The sequence below is a fragment of the Allopontixanthobacter confluentis genome (assembly GCF_009827615.1).
Lineage (GTDB): Bacteria > Pseudomonadota > Alphaproteobacteria > Sphingomonadales > Sphingomonadaceae > Allopontixanthobacter > Allopontixanthobacter confluentis.
Map to the genome: position 1 here is coordinate 1,119,674 of NZ_WTYU01000002.1, position 20,449 is coordinate 1,140,122.

Sequence of the window (20,449 nt, forward strand, 5' to 3'; positions counted from 1 at the left end):
CAACCTGTCCCAAGCCTCGCGGCCCATGGCCCCGCAAACCGCCTCGCAAACCTATCCGCTGCCTGCCAGCCTTCCGCTTGATAGTGGGGAGGCGCTGGACGGCGTTACCATTGCCTATGAAACCTATGGCGAACTGGCGGCAGACCGCAGCAATGCAATACTGGTCTGCCACGCGCTGACCGGCGATCAATATCTTGCCTCGCCCCATCCCATGACCGGAAAGCCGGGCTGGTGGGAAAGGATGGTCGGCCCCGGCAAGCCGATTGATACAGACCGTTTCCACGTCATTTGCGCCAATGTGCTGGGCAGTTGCATGGGCTCCACCGGACCCGCCAGCCTGGCGGCCGATGGCAAACCCTATGCGATGCGTTTCCCCGTCATCACCATTCGCGACATGGTGCGCGGCCTTGTCGCCTTGCTGGACGGGCTGGAAATACGGCAATTGCACGCGGTGGTCGGCGGATCGATGGGCGGGATGCAGGCATTGAGCATGGCCGCCAATTTCCCGACCCGCGCCGCGCGGGTGCTGGCCATTGCCACCACGGCGCGCCATTCCGCGCAGAACATCGCCTTTCACGAAGTGGGGCGGCAGGCCATCATGGCCGACCCTGCGTGGCATGGCGGCGATTATTACGCGCAGGAAACGCGGCCCGTGGCGGGCCTGTCGGTGGCGCGCATGGCGGCCCACATCACCTATCTTTCGGAAAGCGGGCTGACGGAAAAATTCGGCCGCCGCCTGCAGGACCGGCCCGATGGCACGGCGGGCGCCAAAAGCTTCGGTTTCGATGCGGATTTTCAGGTGGAAAGTTACCTGCGCTATCAGGGCAGCGGCTTTACCCGCCGGTTCGATGCCAATTCCTACCTCTATATCACCCGCGCGATGGATTATTTCGATCTGGCGGAAGAACATGGCGGCAAGCTGGGCAATGCCTTCGCCGGCAGCCCGGCGCGGTTCTGCCTCGTCAGCTTCGATAGTGACTGGCTGTATCCCACGGCAGAATCGCGCCACGTGGTCCATGCGCTGAACGCTTCGGGCGCGCCGGTCAGCTTTGTCGAACTGTCAGCGCCTTTCGGGCATGACAGCTTCCTGCTGGATGTGCCCGCGCTGGACCGGGTGGTGAAGGGCTTTCTGGAATGAGCCGTGACGCTGCCAGCAGCTTGCGGCCCGATCTGGCCGTTATCGCCCGCCATATCGAACCTGCCACGCGGGTGCTGGATATCGGCTGCGGCGATGGGGCGCTGATGGCGGCACTGCGCGATGAAAAACGCGTGGATGCCCGCGGGCTGGAGATTGATCCGGCGCAGGTGGAACAATGCGTCGCGCGCGGATTATCCGTGGTGCAGGGCGATGCGGACCGGGATCTGGCAGATTATCCCGATGGTGCGTTTGATTACGCCATCCTCAGCCAGACCCTGCAGACGGCAGAACGGCCCGACCTGATGCTGGACCAATTGCTGCGGGTGGGGCGGCAGGCCTTTGTCAGCTTCCCCAATTTCGCCCATTGGCGGATGCGCCGCGCATTGCTGCTGCATGGCCGGATGCCGGTAACGCGGCACCTGCCGGTCAGCTGGTATGAAACGCAGAACATCCACCACGTCACCGTGACCGATTTCCGCGAATTGCTTTTCGAAAAAGGCGTCACCGCCGACCAAAGCTGGTTCTTCGCCGGCGGCCACGAAATCAGCCCCAGCGGAGCCAACTGGCGCGCCGAATATGCGGTGTTTCAGCTGAGCCGCTAGACCTTCAGGAAATTGATCTAAAACCTTGCCTGCCGGGATGCTCTTGTAGGCGAGAAAATATCCGTGATACATCGCAGCAGCGGCCCGCCCGGGCCATGCGCATGTCAGAAGGAATGTCAGAGAATGGATGATTTTGCAGGCAAGGCGGTCATGGTCATGGGCGGCAGCCGGGGTATCGGGGCGGCCATCGTTCGTCATTTCGCCTCTGCCGGTGCCAATGTCATTTTCACCTATTCCGGATCGCCCGATGCTGCGGCTGAAGTCGCCAATGAAACGGGCGCAACCGCGGTAAAAGCAGACAGCGCGAAACGCGATGAAGTGGTTGCCGCAGTGGCCGATGCAGGACCGCTTGATATGCTTGTGGTCAACGCTGGCGTGGCAATTTCCGGTGATGTGCTGGAACTTAATCCTGACGACATTGACCGTCTGATCGATATCAATGTGCGCGCCCCCTATCATGCCAGCGTGGAAGCCGGGCGAACCATGCGCGATAACGGCCGCATTATCATCATTGGTTCGGTCAATGGCGACAGGGTGCCATGGCCGGGCGCAACTGCCTATGCGCTTTCCAAATCAGCCGTTCAGGGAATCGGGCGCGGACTGGCGCGTGATTTCGGCCATCGTGGCATCACGGTGAATGTGGTCCAGCCGGGGCCTGTCGACACCGACATGAACCCTGAGACAGGTCCGTTTGCGAAGATGATGCACTCTGCAATGGCAATCAAGCGGCATGCCCAAGTGGATGAAGTGGCGCAGCTTGTCATGTTCCTGTGCAGCCCGGCAGGGGCCATGATCACAGGGACCACGCAAACCATCGACGGCGGTGTTGGCATCTAGATCGCGCAACCTGCTGCCATTGCCAGCGCGAGCAGGGGAGCCGAAAACCTGCGGCGGTATTGAAGACAATCAGTTGCAACGGTGGTCACTATTGGCGCCATGCCGTCTGTTTCGACCTTACTCAGCGATGGCAGCCTGGCGCTTCTTCATCCGGCGGTTGCGCTGGACTACGTTGAGCATTTCCACGCCGACAGAGAAGCCCATGGCGGCGTAGATGTAGCCCTTGGGCACGTGGAAACCGAAGCCGTCTGCAATCAGCACCAGCCCGATCATCACCAGGAAGGCGAGTGCCAGCATCACCAGTGTCGGGTTCTTTTCGATGAACTTGGCCAGCGGATCGGCGGCCACCATCATCACGCCCACGGTGATCACCACGGCGGTCACCATGATGGGTATGTCGTCCGTCATGCCCACGGCGGTGAGGATGGAATCGATGGAAAACACGATGTCGATGGCGATGATCTGCGCGATGACCGCGCCGAAACTGGCAGTGGCGGCAGCGGCGATGCCGGGAGTCTTGTCCAGCAAATCACCGGAATCGTCCTCCGGCTCCATCGAATGGTGGATTTCCTTGGTCGCCTTCCACAGCAGGAACATACCGCCCGCCAGCAGGATCAGGTCGCGGCCGGAAAAGGCCGTTTCGAACGTGACTTCGCCATATTCATTCGGCGCGCCTTGCAGCCCCAGATCAAACAGCGGGGTTTGCAGCGTGACAATCCAGCCGATCAGCATCAGCAAACCAATCCGCATCACCAGCGCCAGCGAAAGGCCGATGCGCCGCGCCCGGGCCTGCTGATGTTCCGGCAGCTTGTTCGACAGAATGGCAATGAAGATCAGATTGTCGACCCCCAGCACGATTTCGAGCGCGATGAGCGTGAGGAGCGCAAGCCATGCGGCGGGGTCTGACAGAAGTGCGAGAATATCCATGCGCGGCCATCTGCCTCAACACGGATGATTACACAAGCATGTGAATTGCAGTTAGCTTCTGACGGATTACTCTAAATCAGCCGCCCCGCGTGCCATTTCACATGGTCTTCCATGAAGGTTTCGATGAAATAATAGGAATGGTCGTAGCCTTCCTGCATCCGGATGGTGGCCGGAATGCCCGCTTTCTTGCAGGCAAGGGCGAGGAGGCCGGTTTTCAGCTGCTCGGTCAGGAAATTGTCGGCTGTGCCCTGGTCCACCAGCAGATCGGGCAGGCGCGCGCCGTCCTCGATCAGGGCCACAGCGTCATATTCGCGCCATTTGTCCTTGTCAGGGCCGATATAGCCGCCCAGCGCTTTCTCACCCCAGGGGCAATTCAGCGGGGACACAATCGGCGCAAAGGCGCTGACGGATTTGAAGCGCGGCTGGTTGCGCAGGGCAATGGTCAGCGCGCCGTGGCCGCCCATGGAATGGCCGGTGATGCCCTGCCGCGCCATGTCTGCCGGGAAATTCGCGGCAATCAGCGCAGGCAGTTCGTCTTCGATATAGCTGCGCATCCGGAAATTGCGCGCCCATGGCTCCTGCAGTGCATTAACGTAAAAGCCTGCGCCCTTGCCGAAATCATACGCCTCGTCATCGGGCACATCATCCCCGCGCGGCGATGTATCGGGCGCGACAAAAATGATGCCATGTTCCGCGCAGGCACGGCGATAGGCGCCCTTTTCCGTCACATTGGCATGGGTGCAGGTGAGGCCGGAAAGATACCACAGCACAGGCAGCTTCGCGCCGGCTTCATGCGGCGGAACATAGACCGAGAATGTCATGGTGGTGCCGACGGCATCCGAGGTGTGATCATACACACCCTGAATGCCGCCGTGCGACCGGTTTTCACTAAGCGTCGTAAGGCTCAAGCCTCAGCTCCCCATGCGGTGCATGGCGCAGATCTTGTTGCCGGCGGGATCGCGCAGATAGGCGAGATAAAGGTTCATGCCTTCAGGATCGCGCACGCCCGGCGCGTCTTCAATGGCAGTGCCGCCCGCTTCGAGGCCAGCCTTGTGCCATGCATCGGCCTGGGCCGGGTTGGCGGCTGCAAAACCGATGGTGGAGCCATTGGCGCAGGATGCTGGCTGGCCGTCAATCGGCTTGGTGACGAGGAAAATGCCGCCATTATGCATATAGACAAGGCGGCCCTTGGGATCGACGATGCCTTCCTTGCCGCCCAATGCGGTAAAGGTGGCGTCGTAGAATTTCTTGGCGGCGTCGATATCGTCGGCGCCCAGCATTACATGGCTAAACATGGCATTTCTCTCCTGGTTGGTAGTTCAGTAAACGACAACGCTGCGGATGCTTTCGCCCGCATGCATCAGGTCAAAACCCTTGTTGATTTCATCCAGGGTCAGGACATGGGTAATCATGGGGTCAATGGCGATTTTACCGTCCATGTACCAATCCACGATTTTGGGAACATCCGTGCGGCCCTTGGCCCCGCCAAAGGCGGTGCCGCGCCAGTTGCGGCCTGTGACCAGCTGGAACGGGCGGGTGGAAATTTCCTTGCCCGCTTCGGCCACGCCGATGATGATGCTGGTGCCCCAGCCCTTATGGCAGCATTCCAGCGCCTGACGCATGACTTCTGTATTGCCGGTACAGTCAAAACTGTAATCCGCGCCGCCATCCAGCATATTGACCAGATGGGCGACAACATCGCCCACATTCTTCGGGTTCACGAAATCGGTCATGCCGAATTTGCGGCCCCATTCCTCGCGGTCGGGGTTGATATCCACGCCCACAATGCGGTTTGCCCCTGCCATTTTCGCGCCTTGCAGCACGTTAAGGCCAATTCCGCCAAGGCCGAACACCACGACATTATCGCCGGGGCGAACCTGCGCGGTGTTGACCACAGCGCCAACGCCGGTGGTAACGCCGCAGCCGATGTAGCAGCTGGTCTGGAACGGGGCATCCTTGCGGATTTTGGCCACGGCGATTTCCGGCAGGACAGTGAAGTTGGAAAAGGTGGAGCAGCCCATGTAATGGAAGATCTGCTGCCCTTTGTAACTGAACCGGCTGGTGCCATCGGGCATCAGGCCCTTGCCCTGCGTTTCACGGATGGCGCTGCACAGGTTGGTCTTGCCCGAAAGGCACATTTTGCACTGGCGGCATTCGGGCGTGTAAAGCGGGATCACATGATCGCCCGCTTCGACAGAAGTGACGCCCGCGCCCACTTCGCGCACGATGCCCGCGCCTTCATGGCCCAGCACACTGGGAAACAGGCCTTCGCTATCCAGCCCGTCCAGCGTGTAGGCATCGGTGTGGCAAATGCCGGTCGCCATGATTTCAACCAGCACTTCGCCCGCCTTGGGTCCTTCAAGGTCGAGCTCGACAATTTCGAGCGGTTTTTTCGCCTCAAAGGCAACGGCAGCGCGGGTTTTCATGGGTTAGAAATGCTCCATCCTGGTATTTAACTTGGTAAACCTGCTTGCCAGACCGGTCAGGCTTCGTGAACCGTTTTCAGCACCATGCAGGCTGTTACGCCTTCTGCGCCGTCTTCGCTACCGTGGCCGGACCATTTGACCCCGCCAAACGGGGCATCCACCGCACTGACCCCGCCGGTGTTGATGGCGACCATGCCCGCTTCGATTTCGTCGATCAGGCGGCGGCGGCGGGCGGCATCATTGGTCCATGCATAGGCGGCCAGGCCGTATGGCAGGCGGTTGGCTTCCGCGATCATGGCCGCTTCGTCCGCATAACGATTGATGATGGCTACTGGCCCAAAGGGTTCTTCATTCATGATTTCAGCGCTGGTTGGCACTTCGGACAAAACCGTGGGGGCGTAGAAATAGCCCTGGTTGCCAATCCGCTCGCCGCCGGTTTCCAGCTTCGCGCCATGGTCCACCGCATCGGCCACCATGCGTTCGATCTGGTCTGGCCCGCGCGGGTTGGCCATGGGGCCCATCTGTACCCCGTCATCAAAGCCATTGCCGACTTTCAACGCCCTGGCGCGTGTGATGAAGCCATCGCGGAATGGTTCGAACAGGTTTTCTTCCACGATGAAACGGGTGGGGCTGACGCACACCTGCCCGGCATTGCGGAAGGCATTGGGGGCCATGGTATCCAGCACCTTGTCCACATCCATATCGCCAAACACCAGCACCGGACCATGGCCGCCCAGTTCCATGGTGGTGCGCTTCATGTCTTCTGCGGCCAGTTTCAGCAGATGTTTGCCAACGGTGGTGGACCCTGTGAAACTCAGCTTGCGGATAATGGGGGAGCCAAGCAGATGGCGGCTCACTTCGTCAGGCACGCCAAACACCACCTGGCACACTTCGGGCGGCAGCCCTGCATCCAGCATGCACTGCACGACTGCGGCGCCGGTTGCGGGCGTTTCCTCCGACGGTTTGACAATGACGGAACAGCCCGCCGCAATGGGCGCGCCAATCTTGCGCGCGACATTCAGTGCCGGGAAATTCCACGGCGCAAAGGCTGCCACCGGGCCAACCGGTTCCATCCGCACTTCGGCGCGCTGGCCTGCGGGGCGCACCAATGTGCGGCCATAGATGCGCTTGCATTCACCGGCGTAGAAATCCAGCAGATTGGCGCTGTAGAGGATTTCACCCTTTGCTTCGGGCAACGGCTTGCCCTGTTCGCGGGTCAGCATCTGGGCGATTGTTTCCACCCGTTCGCGCAGCAGATTAGCGCCGTCCTGCAGAACCCTGGCGCGTTTTTCAGGTGCAGTGGCGCGCCAGATACGAAAGCCCCTGGCGGCATTTTCCAGCGCGCTGTCCAGATCTGCCGCATTGGCGAGTGGCAGTTCGCCAATGGTTTCGCCGGTCGACGGGTCAACCACAGCGCAGGTGTCGCGGCCAACCGCCCCCACTTTTTCGCCGCCGATGATGAGGTGAAGGGCGGGGTAATCACGCATGGGAATATCCTTGGGTCTGCCGCCCCGGCATGGCCGGAAAGCGCGGTGTCGGGCGAAATGGTCTGCATGCCACATAAGGCGCTGCGGGATTTTTCCCACCCTGATAAAACAAAATCCGGTGTTGCAGTGGGCGCTATCGCGGTCTGTGAGCGTTCAGCGCGGTGTTCAGCTTGGCGTTAAGATTGGGATGCGTATGACACGGGGATGATCATTCGCCTGACCCCGCTCGCCCTGTTGTTCTGCGCCCCTGCAATGGCGCAGCATGACCCTGTGGTTACTCGCCCAATGGATAGCAGCCCTGTGGATACCGGGAATGGCCGCATCAGTCTGGAAACCAGAACCACGCTGCGCTGTTCTGCGGCTTTTGCGATTGTGGCGCAAAGGCAGGCGCTGGGCGATGCCGCCGCACTTGGCTATCCGACGCTGGCCAAGCGGGGCCGCGAATTTTTTGTCCGCAGCAGCGCCTATGCCATGGACACAGGCAGGCTGGACCGCGGCGCGGTGGCCGCTGCCTTGCAGGAAGAAGCGGCCATGCTGCTTGCGGCCGGGAATTCGGGCGACGATGCCCAGCTTGATGAAGTGATGCAGCCGTGCCTGTTGCTGCTCGAGGCATCCGGCATCTGATCTTTCAGCCTGATGTGCTGGGCTTATTGTTCAGCGAAGGGTCAGGCATCTGGCCCCATCAGGGACGGCGTAACTTCCTGCATTTGCGAGGTTGATCAATGCGTTTTCTGATAATTTCTGCTGCCGTGGCGGCAATTGCCATTCCGGCGTCTGCCCAGGCACAAGTGCACGCAGCGCCGCACAATTCCAGCGAACATGACATGGCCGGTGTTTCGAGCAAATTGGCAGAAAAGCTGGGCGATCCTGCGACCCAGAAAGCGCTGGCGCAATCGGTGCGGGTGATGGGCGAAATATTGCTGGATATGCCGCTGGCGCCGCTGGCTGATGCAGCGGCACGCATGGCGGGCGAGGATGGGGCGGATGTCGATCCGGACGCCACCTTGCGCAATTTGGCCGGCCCCGATGCTGCTGATATGCCGCAGCAGATCGAGGAAAAATTGCCCCAAATGATGGGCGCTGCGTCTGCCATGGCAGGCAGCCTTGAAACCATGCTGCCGGTGCTGCGCCAGATGGCCGCGCAGGTGCAAAATGCCATGGCTGATGCTGCCCGCGCTGGCGACTAGGTATATTCCCACTGAAAACTCTGGTTTTGTGCCGGGTTTGGTGCGGGGAATAGTGGACGCTGGCGCCAGCTTGCGGCATGACAATGCCCATGTGGCGTCTCTATCAGTTTCCGCTTTGCCCGTTCAGCCGGAAGGTCCGCCTTTTGCTGAGCGAAAAGGGCGTTCCTTATGAATTATGGCGTGAAAACCCGTGGGATGCGGGCGATGAATTCTGGGCGCTGAACCCGGCTGGCCGTACGCCTGTGCTGCACGAGGCGGATAAGAACATCACCCTGTGCGACAGCCGGGCGATATGCGAATATTTCGAAGAAACCGTCGAAAAAATGCCGATGATCAACGGCACTGTTGCCAGTCGCGCGGAAATCCGCCGATTGGTGGCGCTGTTTGATGAAAACTTCTATTACGATGTGACTGGCCCGCTGCTGCACGAACGCATGAAAAAACGCCTCATCCTGCGTCAGCCGCCGGATTCCAAGGCATTGCGGCAGGCGATGAAGATGGCGCACGGCCATCTCGATTACATGGATTATCTGATCGACACGCGCCCCTGGCTGGCTGGTTCCACCATGAGCCTGGCCGATCTGACCGCGGCGGCGCAGATATCGGTCGCGGATTATCTCGGCGGGATTGACTGGTCGGGGCATGAGCAGACGCGCGGCTGGTATTCGGTGTTCAAAAGCCGCCCCAGTTTCCGCCCGCTGCTGTCGGAGCGGATGGAAGTGATCCAGCCGCCCAGCCATTACGGGGAAATCGACGGCTAAAACCTGGCGGCTAGAATTTGGCGCGCCAGACCCCATATTCGCTGCAAAGGAGTTCCCCCTGAATGTCTGACAAGCTGAACCTGACCGATGCCGAATGGCGCGAGCGCCTGACGCCGGAACAATATCATGTCCTGCGCGAAGCAGGAACCGAACGGGCCTTCACCGGCGCGCTGGACACCAACAAGGCGGCGGGCGAATATCGCTGTGCGGCCTGCGGCGAATTGCTGTTTGAATCGGACGATAAATATAACAGCGGATCGGGCTGGCCCAGCTTCGTGGCCCCGGCGTCGGGCGCTGCAGTGGAAGAAGAACGCGACGTATCTGCCGGCATGATCCGTACAGAAGCGAAATGCGCGCGTTGCGAAAGCCACCTTGGCCATATCTTTCCCGATGGCCCCGGTCCTGAAGGTCTGCGGTACTGCATCAACAGCGCGGCGCTGAATTTCGTGCCAGAGGACGCTGCCGACGAGGGCTGATGCCCGCGGCGGATTTTTGCCCGTTCACGCGCGGTTATAAGTGTCCTATGCAGCGAACAGAGGATATCTGGTTCGCGCATCGCGCACTGTGAAAAGGTAAAGCGTAACCCATGGCAAGGCGGGGAAGCCGGCGGACTGCCGGCAGGCGATCCAGCACGAAGGCGAAGCAGCAATCAGGTCTGGGACGCTGGATGAGGCGGCTGTTCATCTGGGGCGGCGTGCTTGCTTTGCTTGGCGCCCTGTTCCTTGGCCTTGCCATCGCCTTTGCCGCACAATCCCTGCCCAATTACAGCCAGCTCAAAGCCACGCAGAACGCACAAACCATTGTCGTGCGGGCGCGTGACGGCACCAAAATTGCCGAACTTGGCCCCAGTTTCGGCAAATGGCTCGACAGCAGCGAAATCCCCGATGTCATGAAGGAAGCGATGGTCGCAGTCGAAGACCGCCGCTTCCGTTCGCATATCGGGGTGGATCCGCTGGGCCTCGCGCGGGCGGTATATGTCTGGGCGACGGGTGAAAAACGCTTCGGCGCGACCTCCACCATTACCCAGCAGCTGGCGCGTAACGTCTTCCTCAATTCCAACCGCACGCTGGACCGCAAATTGCGCGAAGCGGTTTTGGCCATGGCGCTGGAATGGAAATTTTCCAAAGAGCAGATCCTCGAACTCTATCTCAACAAGGTCTATTTTGGCGGCGGTGCCTATGGCGTGGATAGCGCCAGCCGCAAGTTCTTCAGCCATCCCGCCACCGAGCTGAGCACCGCGGAAGCGGCGATTATTGCGGGGTTGGTGAAAGCGCCATCGCGCTATTCCCCCACCGCCGATGTGCAGGCAGCAGTCAGCCGCGCCAATGTGGTGCTGCAATTGATGCGCCAGCAGGGCCGCATTTCCGCAGACGAGGCATCTGTGGATGTGTCAGCCGTCAAATTGCAGGAAGACAAGGCGCAGAATTCGGTGCGCTATTTTACCGATTGGGCATTGCCACAGCTGGATCTGCTGCTGCCCGAAACATTTGAACCGATCGAAGTGTGGACCACGATCGATGTCGGGATGCAGCGCGCCGGTACGGCCGCCATCAAGGCCAATACCCCCAAGGGCGCACAGGGCGCGCTGGTCAGTCTGGACCGTGATGGTGCAATTCTGGCGATGGTGGGCGGCACGGATTATGTCACCAGCAGTTACAACCGCGCGACAGATGCGCTGCGCCAGCCCGGTTCTGCGTGGAAATTGTTTGTCTATCTGGCTGCACTGGAATCAGGCTATACGCCGGGTGACACGGTGAAGGATGTGCCGGTCACGATTGATGGCTGGACCCCGCGTAATTCCAGCGGTTCCAACGCTGGTGAAATCAATATGCGCACCGCTTTTGCCTATTCGATCAATACCGTGGCAGCGCAGCTGGGCAATGAAGTGGGCTTTGGTTCGGTCGCGTCCATGGCGCGCCGGTTCGGCATCACCACCCCCATTTCCACCTATCCTTCCATGGTGCTGGGCAGTTCCGAAGTGCGGGTGATCGACATGACCCGTGCCTTTGCCGCCGTGTCTGAAAAGGGGACTTCGGTAGAACCTTACGGCATTGTCAAAGTGACCGATTCTTCCGGCAACACGCTGTATGAACATGAAGCGGCGCGCAAGGTGCAGCTGGTGCCTGATTATGTGGCCGCGGGCATTACTGATCTGCTGCAGACAGCGGTCAATACCGGCACTGGCAAGGCAGCGCAGATTGGCCGGCCGGTAGCCGGCAAGACCGGCACCACCAGTTCCAACAAGGATGGCTGGTTTGTCGGTTTTTCCAGCGGCGTAACCACGGGCGTATGGATGGGCCGGGACGATGCGAAGGCCGTGCCGGGCCTGCAGGGGGGGCGCGCACCGGCGCAGGCGTTTTCCGCCTTCATGCGGTATGCGGTACAGGACCGGCCGGTTGAACAGTTTGAAACCGAGCTTAAACTTCCCGAATGGCAGCTTGAACCTGACGATGAATATTACTTCGGCGACCCGGATGATTATTATTACATCGACGATCAGGGCAATCTGATCGAACCCGGCAGGCAGCAGCCTGAACCGATGCCGTTTGCGGTGGAAGGCGAGGGTTTCCCGCAGGGCCAGCCACCGCAACAGGGCCCGGGCCAGTATCCGGGCCAGAACCAGGGCCAGACACCGCCTGCAGACGGGGCACCGCAGGCTGCCAGTGATGATTTCCTGAACCGCGCCACCGGCCAGAACCGCAATGCCGGCCAAACTCGCCCACCGCCAGCGCAGCCAGTCAGGCGCGGGCCGCCAGCCCCGGTGCAGTTCCCGCCGCCCCGCCAGCAGCAACCGCCAAACTAGCGGCAGCAAGGCCGCCCGCTCTCGCAAGCGGGATAGTCACAGGGCAAAAGAAAAGGCCCCTTTCGCCAAGCAGCGAAAGGGGCCTTTTGCTTGGGCATCATGGGCCCGCTTTACCGGATACGAACCGCCACATAGGTGGCAGGACGGCCGCGCCGCTGAATGCGCAGCAGAACGGCTTCACGCCCGGCGCTTTTGGCTTCCTTGGCGACATCTTCCAACTGGCCGAGCGCGGAGACCGCCTTGTAATTGGCGGTCAGGATAATGTCGCCGCGCTGCAGACCCTTGCTGCCTGCGTCCGAATTGGGATCGACCGCAGCAATGACCAGCCCCTTGGTATCTGCTGTCGCGCCAAGCTGGCCGGCGATTTGCGGGGTGAGTTCAATGACCTGCAGGCCCATCGACTGTTCGATGACGCCGCTGCTGCCGCTTTCGGGCATCGGCGCTTCGGCATCGGGGTCAAACATCTGCTGTTCGGCCAGTTGTTCCTCGGTCGGGCGTTTGCCCACTGTCACATTGACGGTGCGGCGTTCGCCATTGCGATAAAGCTGGATCGGGATGCGGGTGCCGGGGGTGATATTGGCCACTAGGAATGACAGCGACTGGCTTGAAGTGACAGGCTTGCTGTTCACTTCCACCACCACGTCACCAGCCTGAATGCCGGCAGCAGCCGCAGCAGCGCCCGGTTCCACTGCCTGGACGAATTCACCCCGGTTCTTGGGCAGGCCAAGCGAAGACGCCAGATCATCAGTCACTGGCTGAATCCGGACACCAAGATAGCCGCGTTCGATTTCACGGCCGGATTTCAGCTGTTCCACGATGGGCGCGGCAATTTCTGCTGGGATGGCAAAGCCGATGCCCACGCTGCCGCCCGATGGGGAGAAGATGGCATTGTTGATGCCGATCACATTGCCCTGCATATCGAACATCGGGCCGCCCGAATTGCCGCGGTTGATGCTGGCATCGGTCTGGATGTAGCGATCATATGCGCCCCCGCTGCCGGTGTTGCGATACACTGCCGAAACGATGCCCTGCGTAACCGTTCCGCCAAGGCCAAAGGGATTGCCGATGGCAATGACCCAGTCGCCCACACGGGCGGTTTTGGAATCGCCGAACTTGACGAAAGGAAACGGGCTGCTGCGTTTGATTTTCAGCACCGCCAGATCCGAGGCAGCGTCATTACCGATCAATTCAGCCGGATATTCCGTGCCATCGGGCATGGTGACGGTGATTTCTTCCACCGTCCCGCGCCCGGTCGGGCTGACCACGTGATTATTGGTGACCACATAGCCATCAGCCGAAATGATGAACCCTGAACCCAGCGACTGCGCTTCGCGGGTTTGCGGCTGCTGTGGCTGGTTCTGGCCGCGCTGGCCAAATAATTCGGCAAACGGCGTGCCTGCAAAGGGATTGTTCTGCTGCGGCACTTCAACGCGCTGGCGGGTGGAAATATTGACCACGGCGGGTTGCAGCTGTTCTGTCAGATTGGCAAAACTTTCCGGCGCGCCCGCACGGGGCGAAACGCCAACCATCCGGCTGTCATCGTTCTGTGCCACCTGCGCTCCGGCAGGGTACCCGGTTACCAGTGAAATTGCAGCGCCGCCAACCAGCAGCGCGGAAGTCAGTCCGTAAGCATATCGCACAGGTATCATATCCTCTTCTTGGCTCTTTGATCAGATGCGTATTGATCAGATGCGTAGCGCACCTGCATTTTTCAACTCACCCCTGATGTTCTGCTGCCAATCAGCGCTGCGCCCCTGAACGCTGATTGAACAGCGCGTCTGGCGGGGCGCAGCTGTCGACGGGCTGCATTACCGTTCGACAAACGGCATTACCGGCTGCCGCGGAACTGGCGCAGATAATCATTGTCAGGTGACAGGATTATGCTGCTTTCGCCGCGCCCTTCGCCCTTGGCAAAGGTCTGGTCATAGCTTTGCATGGCGCGGTAGAAATCATAGAACTGCGGGTCCTTGCCGAAACTTGCCGCATACACACGGGCCGCTTCTGCATCGGCTTCTGCGCGGATGACGCGGGCATTACGTTCACCCTGCGCGCGAATGGTGCGGGCTTCACGCTCACGGTCTGTCTGCATCCGGCGGAACGCGGATTCCAGCGGGGTGCCATCAGGAAGATCGGTGCGCTTGATCCGCACATCGATAACCTGCGCGCCATATTCGCGGGCCTGTACATCCAGTTTTTCGCGTATGGTGGCCATGGCCTGACCGCGTTCGGCGGTCAGCATGTTGGAAAATGTGCGGCGCCCCAATTCCTGGCGCAGCACCGAATTCAGGATCGGCTCCAGCTGGGTGCGGACCCCTTCGGTGGTGCCAGCTGTTTCCACCATCAAAACAGGGTTGATGATGCGGAAGCGGGCATAGGCATCCACCAGCAGGCGCTGCTGATCGCTCGACAGCACCTGTTCCCGCTCCATATCGAGCGCGAGCACACGTTTGTCGACGAATTGCACCTGTTCCAGCAGCGGTATGCGCAATACCATGCCTGCGCCAGTATCGCCGTAGGCTGTGTCCGCCCGGAAACGGTTGATGACCCGCACAGGTTCACCCGTGCGCACCACAACTGCCTGCTGTTCTTCCGGCACGATCACCACACTCAGCATCAGCGCCACAAAGGCTGCCACCAGGGCAAGGATCGTAAGTTTGTGGTTTTCCCAGATATTTTCCATGGCTTACTGTCCTTCCGCCGGAGCAGGTGCGGGCGCCGCCCGTTTGCGGATTTCCGGCAGCGGCAGATAGGTTTGCACGCCGTTGGCTTCGACGATGGTCTTGTCCGTCTGGCTCAGAACGCGTTCCATGGTCTCGTAATAAAGACGCCTGCGGGTCACTTCCGGGGCAAGGCGATATTGTTCATACACCTTGTCAAAAGCGATGGTTTCACCCTGCGCGCGTTCCAGAATCTGCTGCGCTGTACCGCGGGCTGTGTTCATGGCTGCATCCGCATCCTGTTCAGCCACCGTCACGTCCTTGAACGCCTCGTTCACTTCTGCAGGTGGGTCAGTTTTGGCAATTTCAACGCCCTGCACGGCAATACCGGCGCGGTAGGCATCCAGAATGGCCTGCATCCGGCGGCGCACGCGTTCTTCGATTTCCGCGCGGCCTGCGCCTGAAAATGTCTCGTCCAGCGTGCGTTCCGCCACCGATGCGCGCATGGCAGCTTCTGCCACTTCGCGGATGGTTTCATCGGGCTGTGCCAGCTGGAATTTATACTGCTTCAAATCCTTGATGTTCCACCGGATGAGGTAGGACAGATCGACAAGGTTCTGGTCGCCGGTCAGGATCAGCTTCTGTTCGCCCCCTTCGGGGATGCGTTCTGAACGGATCGTGCTGACCTGTTCCACATCCACTTGCTGGAAAGGCCAAGGCGCCGTCATGTTGGTGCCTGGTTCCAGCGTGCGGGAATATTTCCCGAATGTGGTGACAATGCCTTGTTCCTTGGGCTGCACAAAATGCACCGAGCTCATGGCAATCCAGCCAAGGATGGCGGCGCCGGCAATGATCGGCACCCAGCTTTTGCCGTTGGAACGGGGCGGCAGGTGGAAACCGGGGCCGCCGGGGCCACCGCCACCGCCACCGCGCCGCGGGCCTTCCGGTCCACGGTTCTTGAAAATATCCTCGATCTTGGCGGAACGGCGCGCATCATCGCTGCCGGATGGAAGCCAGGGGTTGCGCGGACCTTCCGGTTTTCCACCAGATTTGTCGCCAGAACCCGAAGGTTCAGCGCCGCCGCTGCCGGAATCTCCTCCGCCGCCATCGCCCTTGTTTGTGCCCCATGGGTTCTTGCCAGCCATGGCAAGCCCGATTGTGTTGGTTAAACCGCCCAAAATATCCATGAAACCTTTATAGGGCCCCGCTGGCGGAAAAACAGGGGTTGCGCATGTGAATTTGATGCTAGGGGCTTTGCCGATGGATCAAGATGGATTGAAAGCGCGGCTTCCCGGCTCTGTTGCTCACAGAGTTCAGTCAGCAAAATTGACAGGCGGCATTGCCACGCTGGTGGTCGGGGCTGATGGCCTTGACGCTGCGGCAAGGCAGGCTCTGGAAGCTGCGATCAAGGATGTGATCGGCGGCGTGGAGGGCGTGTCCCAAGTGCGCGTTGCCATGATGGCAGACCGTGCGCCCGGCGCACCGCCCGCCACTGGCACGACTGCTGCGCCTGCTGTGAAAACTGAAAAAAAACCGCTCATCATCGCGGTGGGCTCGGGCAAGGGCGGCGTTGGCAAATCCACCCTGACGGCCAATCTGGCCGTGGCACTGATGCGCGCAGGGCGCAAGGTGGGCGTGGTCGATGCGGATATCTACGGCCCGTCCCAGCCGACCATTCTGGCCACCAAGGGCGAACGCCCGCAGGCCGAAGGGGACAAGCTGATTCCCATCGCCAGTCCGTTTGGCATCCCCATGCTGTCGATGGGCCACCTGGTCGAACCGGGCAAGGCGATTGCCTGGCGTGGCCCAATGGCGGGTAATGCGCTGGGCCAGCTGATCGATGCGCGGTGGGGCGATGTGGAAGTTTTGCTGGTGGATCTGCCGCCGGGCACAGGCGATGTGCAATTGACCATGCTGCAACGCTATAAGCCCGCCGGCGCAGTCATTGTATCGACTCCGCAGGACCTGGCGCTGATTGATGCGCAGCGCGCGGCCAACCTGTTTGACAGCGGCAAGGTGCCGATCATTGGTCTGGTGGAAAACATGGCCGGCTATGCATGCCCCCATTGCGGCGAAGTCAGCGATCCGTTCGGGCGCGGCGGGGTGGAAGCTGCGGCAGAAGCAACCGGCATACCGTTCATGGGCCGGATCCCGCTGGCGATTGAAATTCGCGAACAAAGCGATGCCGGGACGCCCACGGCCGCTGGCGAAGGGCCGCAGGCTGATGCCTTTGCCGCCATCGCCGCGCAATTGGCGCGCTGGCTGGACGCAAAGGCCGCCTGACGATGGAAATCAGCCGCCGCGGGGTGCTTGTGGGCGCTGCAGTTGGCGGCGGCTTGCTGGCGATGTGGTCGTTCCAGCCGCGCACCTTTTCAACCCCGCTGACCCCGGGGCGCGATGAATATGCCTTTGATGCCTGGCTGAAAATCGGAACGGATGGCGTGGTGACCGTGGCCGTGCCGCAGCTGGAAATGGGGCAGGGTATCACCACGCTGCTGCCGCAGATCATTGCGATGGAACTGGGGGCAGACTGGCGGCAGGTGGCGGTGGAACCGGCGCCGGTCAGCGGGGCCTATGGCAATATTCCGCTGGCGGCCAGATGGTCTGCCTTGTGGATGCCATCGGCGCCCGGTCTGGCGGATGAACCGGATGATTTTCTGGCGCGCCGCTTTGCCCAGAACCACAGGTTCAACGCTGTCGCTGATGGCACATCGCTGGCCGCCTATGAAATGCCCTGCCGCAATGCAGCGGCCGCCGCGCGGGCCATGCTGGCCATGGCGGCGGCAGACATATGGGACATTGGCTGGGAAGAATGCGAAGCGGCGGGCGGCTTCATCACCCATGGCAGCAAACGCCTGAATTTTGCGCGGCTGGTGGAAGAGGCGGTCAGCTTTTCTCCGCCTGATCCGCCGCCGCTCCGGCCAGAGGCGCCTGTGGAAGAACCCATCGCAGGCGCAGCAGATGCACCCACGGCTTTCCCGCGGCTGGATATGCCCTCGAAAGTGGATGGCACCTATCTGTTTGCAGGCGATGTGCGTTTGCCCGGCATGGTCTTTGCCTCCATCCGCCATGGCCCGGTGGATCAGGCGCAGCTATCTGCCTTCAACAAGAATGCCGCAGCTGGCATCAACGGGCTGGTCGGGGTGGTGGCTGGCAAGCGCTGGCTGGCCGCGATTGCCACGACATGGTGGGTGGCCGAACGGGCCGTGGGCGCAATGAACCCGCGCTTCGACGTGGCGCAGCCAGTGCGCAGCGAACAGATCGAAAAGGCGCTGGACACAGCCCTGCGGACCGGCACCGCGCAGCGGCTGGACACTCGCGGCGAGGGCGATAGGCTGATGGGCAAACCCGGCATTGCCCTGCGCTATGATATTGCCCCTGCCATCCATGCCAGCCTTGAAACCGCAACTGCCACGGCGCATTTTGCCGACGGCAAGCTGGAATTGTGGATTGCCAGCCAGACCCCCGAAGCTGCGCGGGAAGCCGCGGCCAAGGCCATTGGCATTTCTGCATCCGATGTCATTTTATACCCCATGCCCGCAGGCGGCAGTTTCGACAGCAGGCTGGAACATGGCCATGCAATTGAAGTGGCGCTGATTGCGCGGGAAATTGGCCGCCCGGTGCAGCTTATGTGGTCACGCGGGCAGGAATTGCTGGCCGGGCGGCCCCGAATGCCTGCGGCAGCATTGGTCACTGGCAGGCTGCGGTCCGGCGGCAATGGCGAGCTGGAAACGATGCGCGTCAGGATTGCCGCGCCGCCATCCGCGCATGAATTCGGTCAGCGTCTGTTCCACAACAAGACCAGCTGGGCCGCGATCAGGAATTCCGCTGGCAAGGCAGATCCGCTGGCGCTGGAAGGGGCCATGCCCGCCTATGCCATCCCCAATGTGGCAGTGGACCATGTGCCTGTCAGCCTGCCATTGCCCACCGGGCGAATGCGCGGCAATGGCCATGGTATTACTGCCTTCATCACCGAAAGTTTCATCGACGAAATGGCCTGGCGTCAGGGGCGTGAACCCTTGTCCTACCGGATGGAAATGCTGGGCAGCGATATAAAGCTGGCGCAGTGCCTGCAACGCGCCAGCCGCATTGCCGGGTGGGATGGCGGCAAGGATCAGAGCGGGCAAGGCCTTGCCTGCCACCGCATGGGCGAAGGCGAATATGCCGGACGCATCGCCTGCATCGCCACTGCCCGCCGCGATGGGGGCGGCGCCAGGGTCAGCAAGTTGAGCGTGGCGGTGGATATTGGCCGCATCATCAACCTTGATATTGCGCGCCAGCAGATCGAGGGGGGGCTGGTGTTCGGCATGGCCATGGCGCTGGGCGCCAGCATGCATTATCTGGACGGGGTGCCGACCTTGAAACGCCTGTCGCAGCTGGGCCTGCCCCTGCTGGCGGACTGCCCCGAAATCGAAGTGGATTTCATTTCCAGCGACAGCCAGCCATTCGATCCGGGCGAGCTGGGGGCCATTATCGCGGCCCCTGCCATTGCCAATGCCTTATATTCTGCCACCGGCCAGCGCATCCGCCGCCTGCCGCTATACCCTGAGGGACTATGACCTGGACCACACAGCAGCTGCCATCTGACCATCCGCCTGTCAAAAGCGGCAATATCGGGGTGCTGCTGGTTAATCTGGGCACCCCTGACGCGCCTACGCCGGGCGCGGTAAAGACATATCTGGCGGAATTCCTGTCCGACCGGCGGGTGGTGGAAATTCCGCCTATCGCATGGCAGCCCATCCTGCGCGGCATCATCCTTAACACACGGCCGAAAAAATCTGCCCATGCCTATCAGCAGGTGTGGACGGAAGAAGGATCGCCGCTGGCCGCCATCACCGCGCAGCAGGCGCGCGCGCTGCAGCAACGGCTGGGAGACGGGGTGCAGGTTGGCTGGGGAATGCGCTATGGCAACCCGTCCATCGCACAGGAAATGACGCGGCTGAAGGACGCCGGTTGCGACCGGATTCTGCTGGCACCGCTATATCCGCAATATAGCGGCGCAACCACGGCCACGGTGGTGGACAAGGCGGCTGAAACGCTGGGCAGGATGCGCTGGCAGCCAGCGCTGCGCACACTACCGCCTTACCACGATGATCCGGTCTATATCAGCGCGCTGGCGAGGGATTTGACCCGCCAGATGGACCGGCTGGATTTCGTGCCGGAAGTCTTGCTGCTGAGTTTTCACGGAATGCCCGAACGCACTCTGCATCTGGGCGATCCCTATCATTGCCATTGCCGTAAAACCGCGCGCCTGCTGGAAACAGAAATGCGCGCTGCGGGCGAATATGCCCAGCTGCGCTTTGTCACCAGTTTCCAGTCCCGTTTCGGGCGAGCCAAATGGCTGGAACCGGCCACTGACACCATGCTGGAAGCAGAAGCGAAAGCGGGCACCAAACGGCTGGCCATCGCCGCGCCCGGTTTTTCTGCGGACTGCCTCGAAACGCTGGAAGAACTGGCGATCACGGGCCGCGAGCAATTTACAGCGCCGGGCGGTGAACAATTTGCCGCGCTGTCTTGCCTGAATGCGAACGAGGCCGGGATGGACATGCTGGACACAATCATCAGGCGCGAATTGTCAGGCTGGATTTAGGGAGCAAACTTACTTACACTGCGGTAAGTAAGGA

At 61.0% G+C, this 20,449-nt stretch carries 19 protein-coding genes; 11 read left to right on the plus strand and 8 right to left on the minus strand.

The window, feature by feature from the left end; all coding sequences use genetic code 11:
* Nucleotides 1-25 precede the first annotated feature (25 nt).
* The 3 genes from metX to bdcA all read left to right on the plus strand — a co-directional run bounded on the left by metX (nt 26) and on the right by bdcA (nt 2,577).
* Nucleotides 26-1,138: a homoserine O-acetyltransferase MetX gene (metX, locus tag GRI44_RS13575; RefSeq protein ID WP_160602420.1), complete on the plus strand. Its 1,113-nt coding sequence runs from the start codon at nt 26-28 to the stop codon at nt 1,136-1,138.
* Entirely contained in the window at nt 1,135-1,740 is a 606-nt protein-coding gene (gene metW, locus GRI44_RS13580) for a methionine biosynthesis protein MetW (RefSeq protein ID WP_160602262.1), read from the plus strand. Before metX ends, metW begins: the two co-directional genes overlap by 4 nt.
* A 123-nt stretch (nt 1,741-1,863) precedes the next feature.
* Nucleotides 1,864-2,577, plus strand: a complete 714-nt coding sequence (gene bdcA, locus GRI44_RS13585; RefSeq protein WP_160602263.1) for an SDR family oxidoreductase — start codon at nt 1,864-1,866, stop codon at nt 2,575-2,577.
* A gap of 117 nt (nt 2,578-2,694) precedes the next feature.
* Here the strand turns inward: bdcA and GRI44_RS13590 are convergent, their stop codons facing one another.
* The 5 genes from GRI44_RS13590 to GRI44_RS13610 all read right to left on the minus strand — a co-directional run bounded on the left by GRI44_RS13590 (nt 2,695) and on the right by GRI44_RS13610 (nt 7,417).
* Nucleotides 2,695-3,504, minus strand: a complete 810-nt coding sequence (locus GRI44_RS13590; protein WP_160602264.1) for a TerC family protein — start codon at nt 3,502-3,504, stop codon at nt 2,695-2,697.
* Between the two features lie 71 nt (nt 3,505-3,575).
* Nucleotides 3,576-4,412: an S-formylglutathione hydrolase gene (gene fghA / locus GRI44_RS13595; protein WP_160602265.1), complete on the minus strand. Its 837-nt coding sequence runs from the start codon at nt 4,410-4,412 to the stop codon at nt 3,576-3,578.
* A gap of 3 nt (nt 4,413-4,415) precedes the next feature.
* The gene (locus tag GRI44_RS13600) at nt 4,416-4,799 is read right to left on the minus strand and encodes a VOC family protein (RefSeq protein ID WP_160602266.1); all 384 of its coding nucleotides are present in this window, start codon (nt 4,797-4,799) and stop codon (nt 4,416-4,418) included.
* A gap of 24 nt (nt 4,800-4,823) precedes the next feature.
* Complete coding sequence (locus tag GRI44_RS13605; RefSeq protein WP_160602267.1) at nt 4,824-5,930, minus strand: S-(hydroxymethyl)glutathione dehydrogenase/class III alcohol dehydrogenase; 1,107 nt, start codon at nt 5,928-5,930, stop codon at nt 4,824-4,826.
* A gap of 56 nt (nt 5,931-5,986) precedes the next feature.
* Complete coding sequence (locus tag GRI44_RS13610; RefSeq protein ID WP_160602268.1) at nt 5,987-7,417, minus strand: NAD-dependent succinate-semialdehyde dehydrogenase; 1,431 nt, start codon at nt 7,415-7,417, stop codon at nt 5,987-5,989.
* A 204-nt stretch (nt 7,418-7,621) separates the two neighbouring features.
* Here GRI44_RS13610 and GRI44_RS13615 point away from each other — a divergent pair, with 204 nt between their 5' ends.
* The 5 genes from GRI44_RS13615 (at nt 7,622) to GRI44_RS13635 (ending at nt 12,168) form a co-directional block, all read left to right on the plus strand.
* Nucleotides 7,622-8,041, plus strand: coding sequence for a hypothetical protein (locus GRI44_RS13615; protein WP_160602269.1), 420 nt, complete (start codon nt 7,622-7,624; stop codon nt 8,039-8,041).
* Nucleotides 8,042-8,139: 98 nt separating this feature from the next.
* Complete coding sequence (locus GRI44_RS13620; RefSeq protein WP_160602270.1) at nt 8,140-8,604, plus strand: hypothetical protein; 465 nt, start codon at nt 8,140-8,142, stop codon at nt 8,602-8,604.
* A gap of 89 nt (nt 8,605-8,693) precedes the next feature.
* Nucleotides 8,694-9,365 (plus strand): glutathione S-transferase family protein, encoded by a 672-nt coding sequence (locus tag GRI44_RS13625; protein ID WP_160602421.1) that lies wholly within the window; start codon nt 8,694-8,696, stop codon nt 9,363-9,365.
* 62 nt (nt 9,366-9,427) lie between these two features.
* Complete coding sequence (gene msrB / locus GRI44_RS13630; protein WP_160602271.1) at nt 9,428-9,841, plus strand: peptide-methionine (R)-S-oxide reductase MsrB; 414 nt, start codon at nt 9,428-9,430, stop codon at nt 9,839-9,841.
* 110 nt (nt 9,842-9,951) lie between these two features.
* Complete coding sequence (locus GRI44_RS13635) at nt 9,952-12,168, plus strand: transglycosylase domain-containing protein (protein WP_160602272.1); 2,217 nt, start codon at nt 9,952-9,954, stop codon at nt 12,166-12,168.
* A 110-nt stretch (nt 12,169-12,278) separates the two neighbouring features.
* Here GRI44_RS13635 and GRI44_RS13640 read toward each other — a convergent pair whose 3' ends face one another.
* From GRI44_RS13640 to hflK, 3 genes are all read right to left on the minus strand, one after another.
* The gene (locus GRI44_RS13640; protein WP_160602273.1) at nt 12,279-13,817 is read right to left on the minus strand and encodes a Do family serine endopeptidase; all 1,539 of its coding nucleotides are present in this window, start codon (nt 13,815-13,817) and stop codon (nt 12,279-12,281) included.
* Between the two features lie 179 nt (nt 13,818-13,996).
* The gene (hflC, locus tag GRI44_RS13645; RefSeq protein ID WP_160602274.1) at nt 13,997-14,848 is read right to left on the minus strand and encodes a protease modulator HflC; all 852 of its coding nucleotides are present in this window, start codon (nt 14,846-14,848) and stop codon (nt 13,997-13,999) included.
* A 3-nt stretch (nt 14,849-14,851) separates the two neighbouring features.
* Nucleotides 14,852-16,012, minus strand: coding sequence for an FtsH protease activity modulator HflK (gene hflK, locus GRI44_RS13650; protein WP_232843153.1), 1,161 nt, complete (start codon nt 16,010-16,012; stop codon nt 14,852-14,854).
* 73 nt (nt 16,013-16,085) lie between these two features.
* Between hflK and GRI44_RS13655 the strand changes: the two genes are divergently transcribed.
* Genes GRI44_RS13655 through hemH form a run of 3 tightly spaced genes read left to right on the plus strand, consistent with a single transcriptional unit; the run spans nt 16,086 to nt 20,415 of the window.
* Nucleotides 16,086-17,108 (plus strand): Mrp/NBP35 family ATP-binding protein, encoded by a 1,023-nt coding sequence (locus tag GRI44_RS13655; RefSeq protein ID WP_160602275.1) that lies wholly within the window; start codon nt 16,086-16,088, stop codon nt 17,106-17,108.
* Between the two features lie 2 nt (nt 17,109-17,110).
* A complete protein-coding gene (locus GRI44_RS13660; RefSeq protein WP_160602276.1) occupies nt 17,111-19,384 on the plus strand; it encodes a molybdopterin cofactor-binding domain-containing protein in 2,274 nt (757 codons plus the stop codon).
* A complete protein-coding gene (gene hemH / locus GRI44_RS13665; protein WP_160602277.1) occupies nt 19,381-20,415 on the plus strand; it encodes a ferrochelatase in 1,035 nt (344 codons plus the stop codon). Before GRI44_RS13660 ends, hemH begins: the two co-directional genes overlap by 4 nt.
* The last annotated feature ends 34 nt before the right edge of the window (nt 20,416-20,449 follow it).

What these genes read in the sequence shown, in the direction of transcription:
- GRI44_RS13660 (WP_160602276.1), top strand. Translation starts at nt 17,111, where the DNA reads ATGGAAATCAGCCGCCGCGGGGTGCTTGTGGGCGCTGCAGTTGGCGGC.
- msrB (WP_160602271.1), top strand. Translation starts at nt 9,428, where the DNA reads ATGTCTGACAAGCTGAACCTGACCGATGCCGAATGGCGCGAGCGCCTG.
- GRI44_RS13625 (WP_160602421.1), top strand. Translation starts at nt 8,694, where the DNA reads ATGTGGCGTCTCTATCAGTTTCCGCTTTGCCCGTTCAGCCGGAAGGTC.
- metW (WP_160602262.1), top strand. Translation starts at nt 1,135, where the DNA reads ATGAGCCGTGACGCTGCCAGCAGCTTGCGGCCCGATCTGGCCGTTATC.
- GRI44_RS13635 (WP_160602272.1), top strand. Translation starts at nt 9,952, where the DNA reads ATGGCAAGGCGGGGAAGCCGGCGGACTGCCGGCAGGCGATCCAGCACG.
- GRI44_RS13620 (WP_160602270.1), top strand. Translation starts at nt 8,140, where the DNA reads ATGCGTTTTCTGATAATTTCTGCTGCCGTGGCGGCAATTGCCATTCCG.
- metX (WP_160602420.1), top strand. Translation starts at nt 26, where the DNA reads ATGGCCCCGCAAACCGCCTCGCAAACCTATCCGCTGCCTGCCAGCCTT.
- GRI44_RS13640 (WP_160602273.1), bottom strand. Translation starts at nt 13,817, where the DNA reads ATGATACCTGTGCGATATGCTTACGGACTGACTTCCGCGCTGCTGGTT.
- hemH (WP_160602277.1), top strand. Translation starts at nt 19,381, where the DNA reads ATGACCTGGACCACACAGCAGCTGCCATCTGACCATCCGCCTGTCAAA.
- GRI44_RS13600 (WP_160602266.1), bottom strand. Translation starts at nt 4,799, where the DNA reads ATGTTTAGCCATGTAATGCTGGGCGCCGACGATATCGACGCCGCCAAG.
- GRI44_RS13605 (WP_160602267.1), bottom strand. Translation starts at nt 5,930, where the DNA reads ATGAAAACCCGCGCTGCCGTTGCCTTTGAGGCGAAAAAACCGCTCGAA.
- GRI44_RS13655 (WP_160602275.1), top strand. Translation starts at nt 16,086, where the DNA reads ATGGATCAAGATGGATTGAAAGCGCGGCTTCCCGGCTCTGTTGCTCAC.
- hflK (WP_232843153.1), bottom strand. Translation starts at nt 16,012, where the DNA reads ATGGATATTTTGGGCGGTTTAACCAACACAATCGGGCTTGCCATGGCT.
- hflC (WP_160602274.1), bottom strand. Translation starts at nt 14,848, where the DNA reads ATGGAAAATATCTGGGAAAACCACAAACTTACGATCCTTGCCCTGGTG.
- GRI44_RS13590 (WP_160602264.1), bottom strand. Translation starts at nt 3,504, where the DNA reads ATGGATATTCTCGCACTTCTGTCAGACCCCGCCGCATGGCTTGCGCTC.
- GRI44_RS13610 (WP_160602268.1), bottom strand. Translation starts at nt 7,417, where the DNA reads ATGCGTGATTACCCCGCCCTTCACCTCATCATCGGCGGCGAAAAAGTG.
- bdcA (WP_160602263.1), top strand. Translation starts at nt 1,864, where the DNA reads ATGGATGATTTTGCAGGCAAGGCGGTCATGGTCATGGGCGGCAGCCGG.
- GRI44_RS13615 (WP_160602269.1), top strand. Translation starts at nt 7,622, where the DNA reads ATGATCATTCGCCTGACCCCGCTCGCCCTGTTGTTCTGCGCCCCTGCA.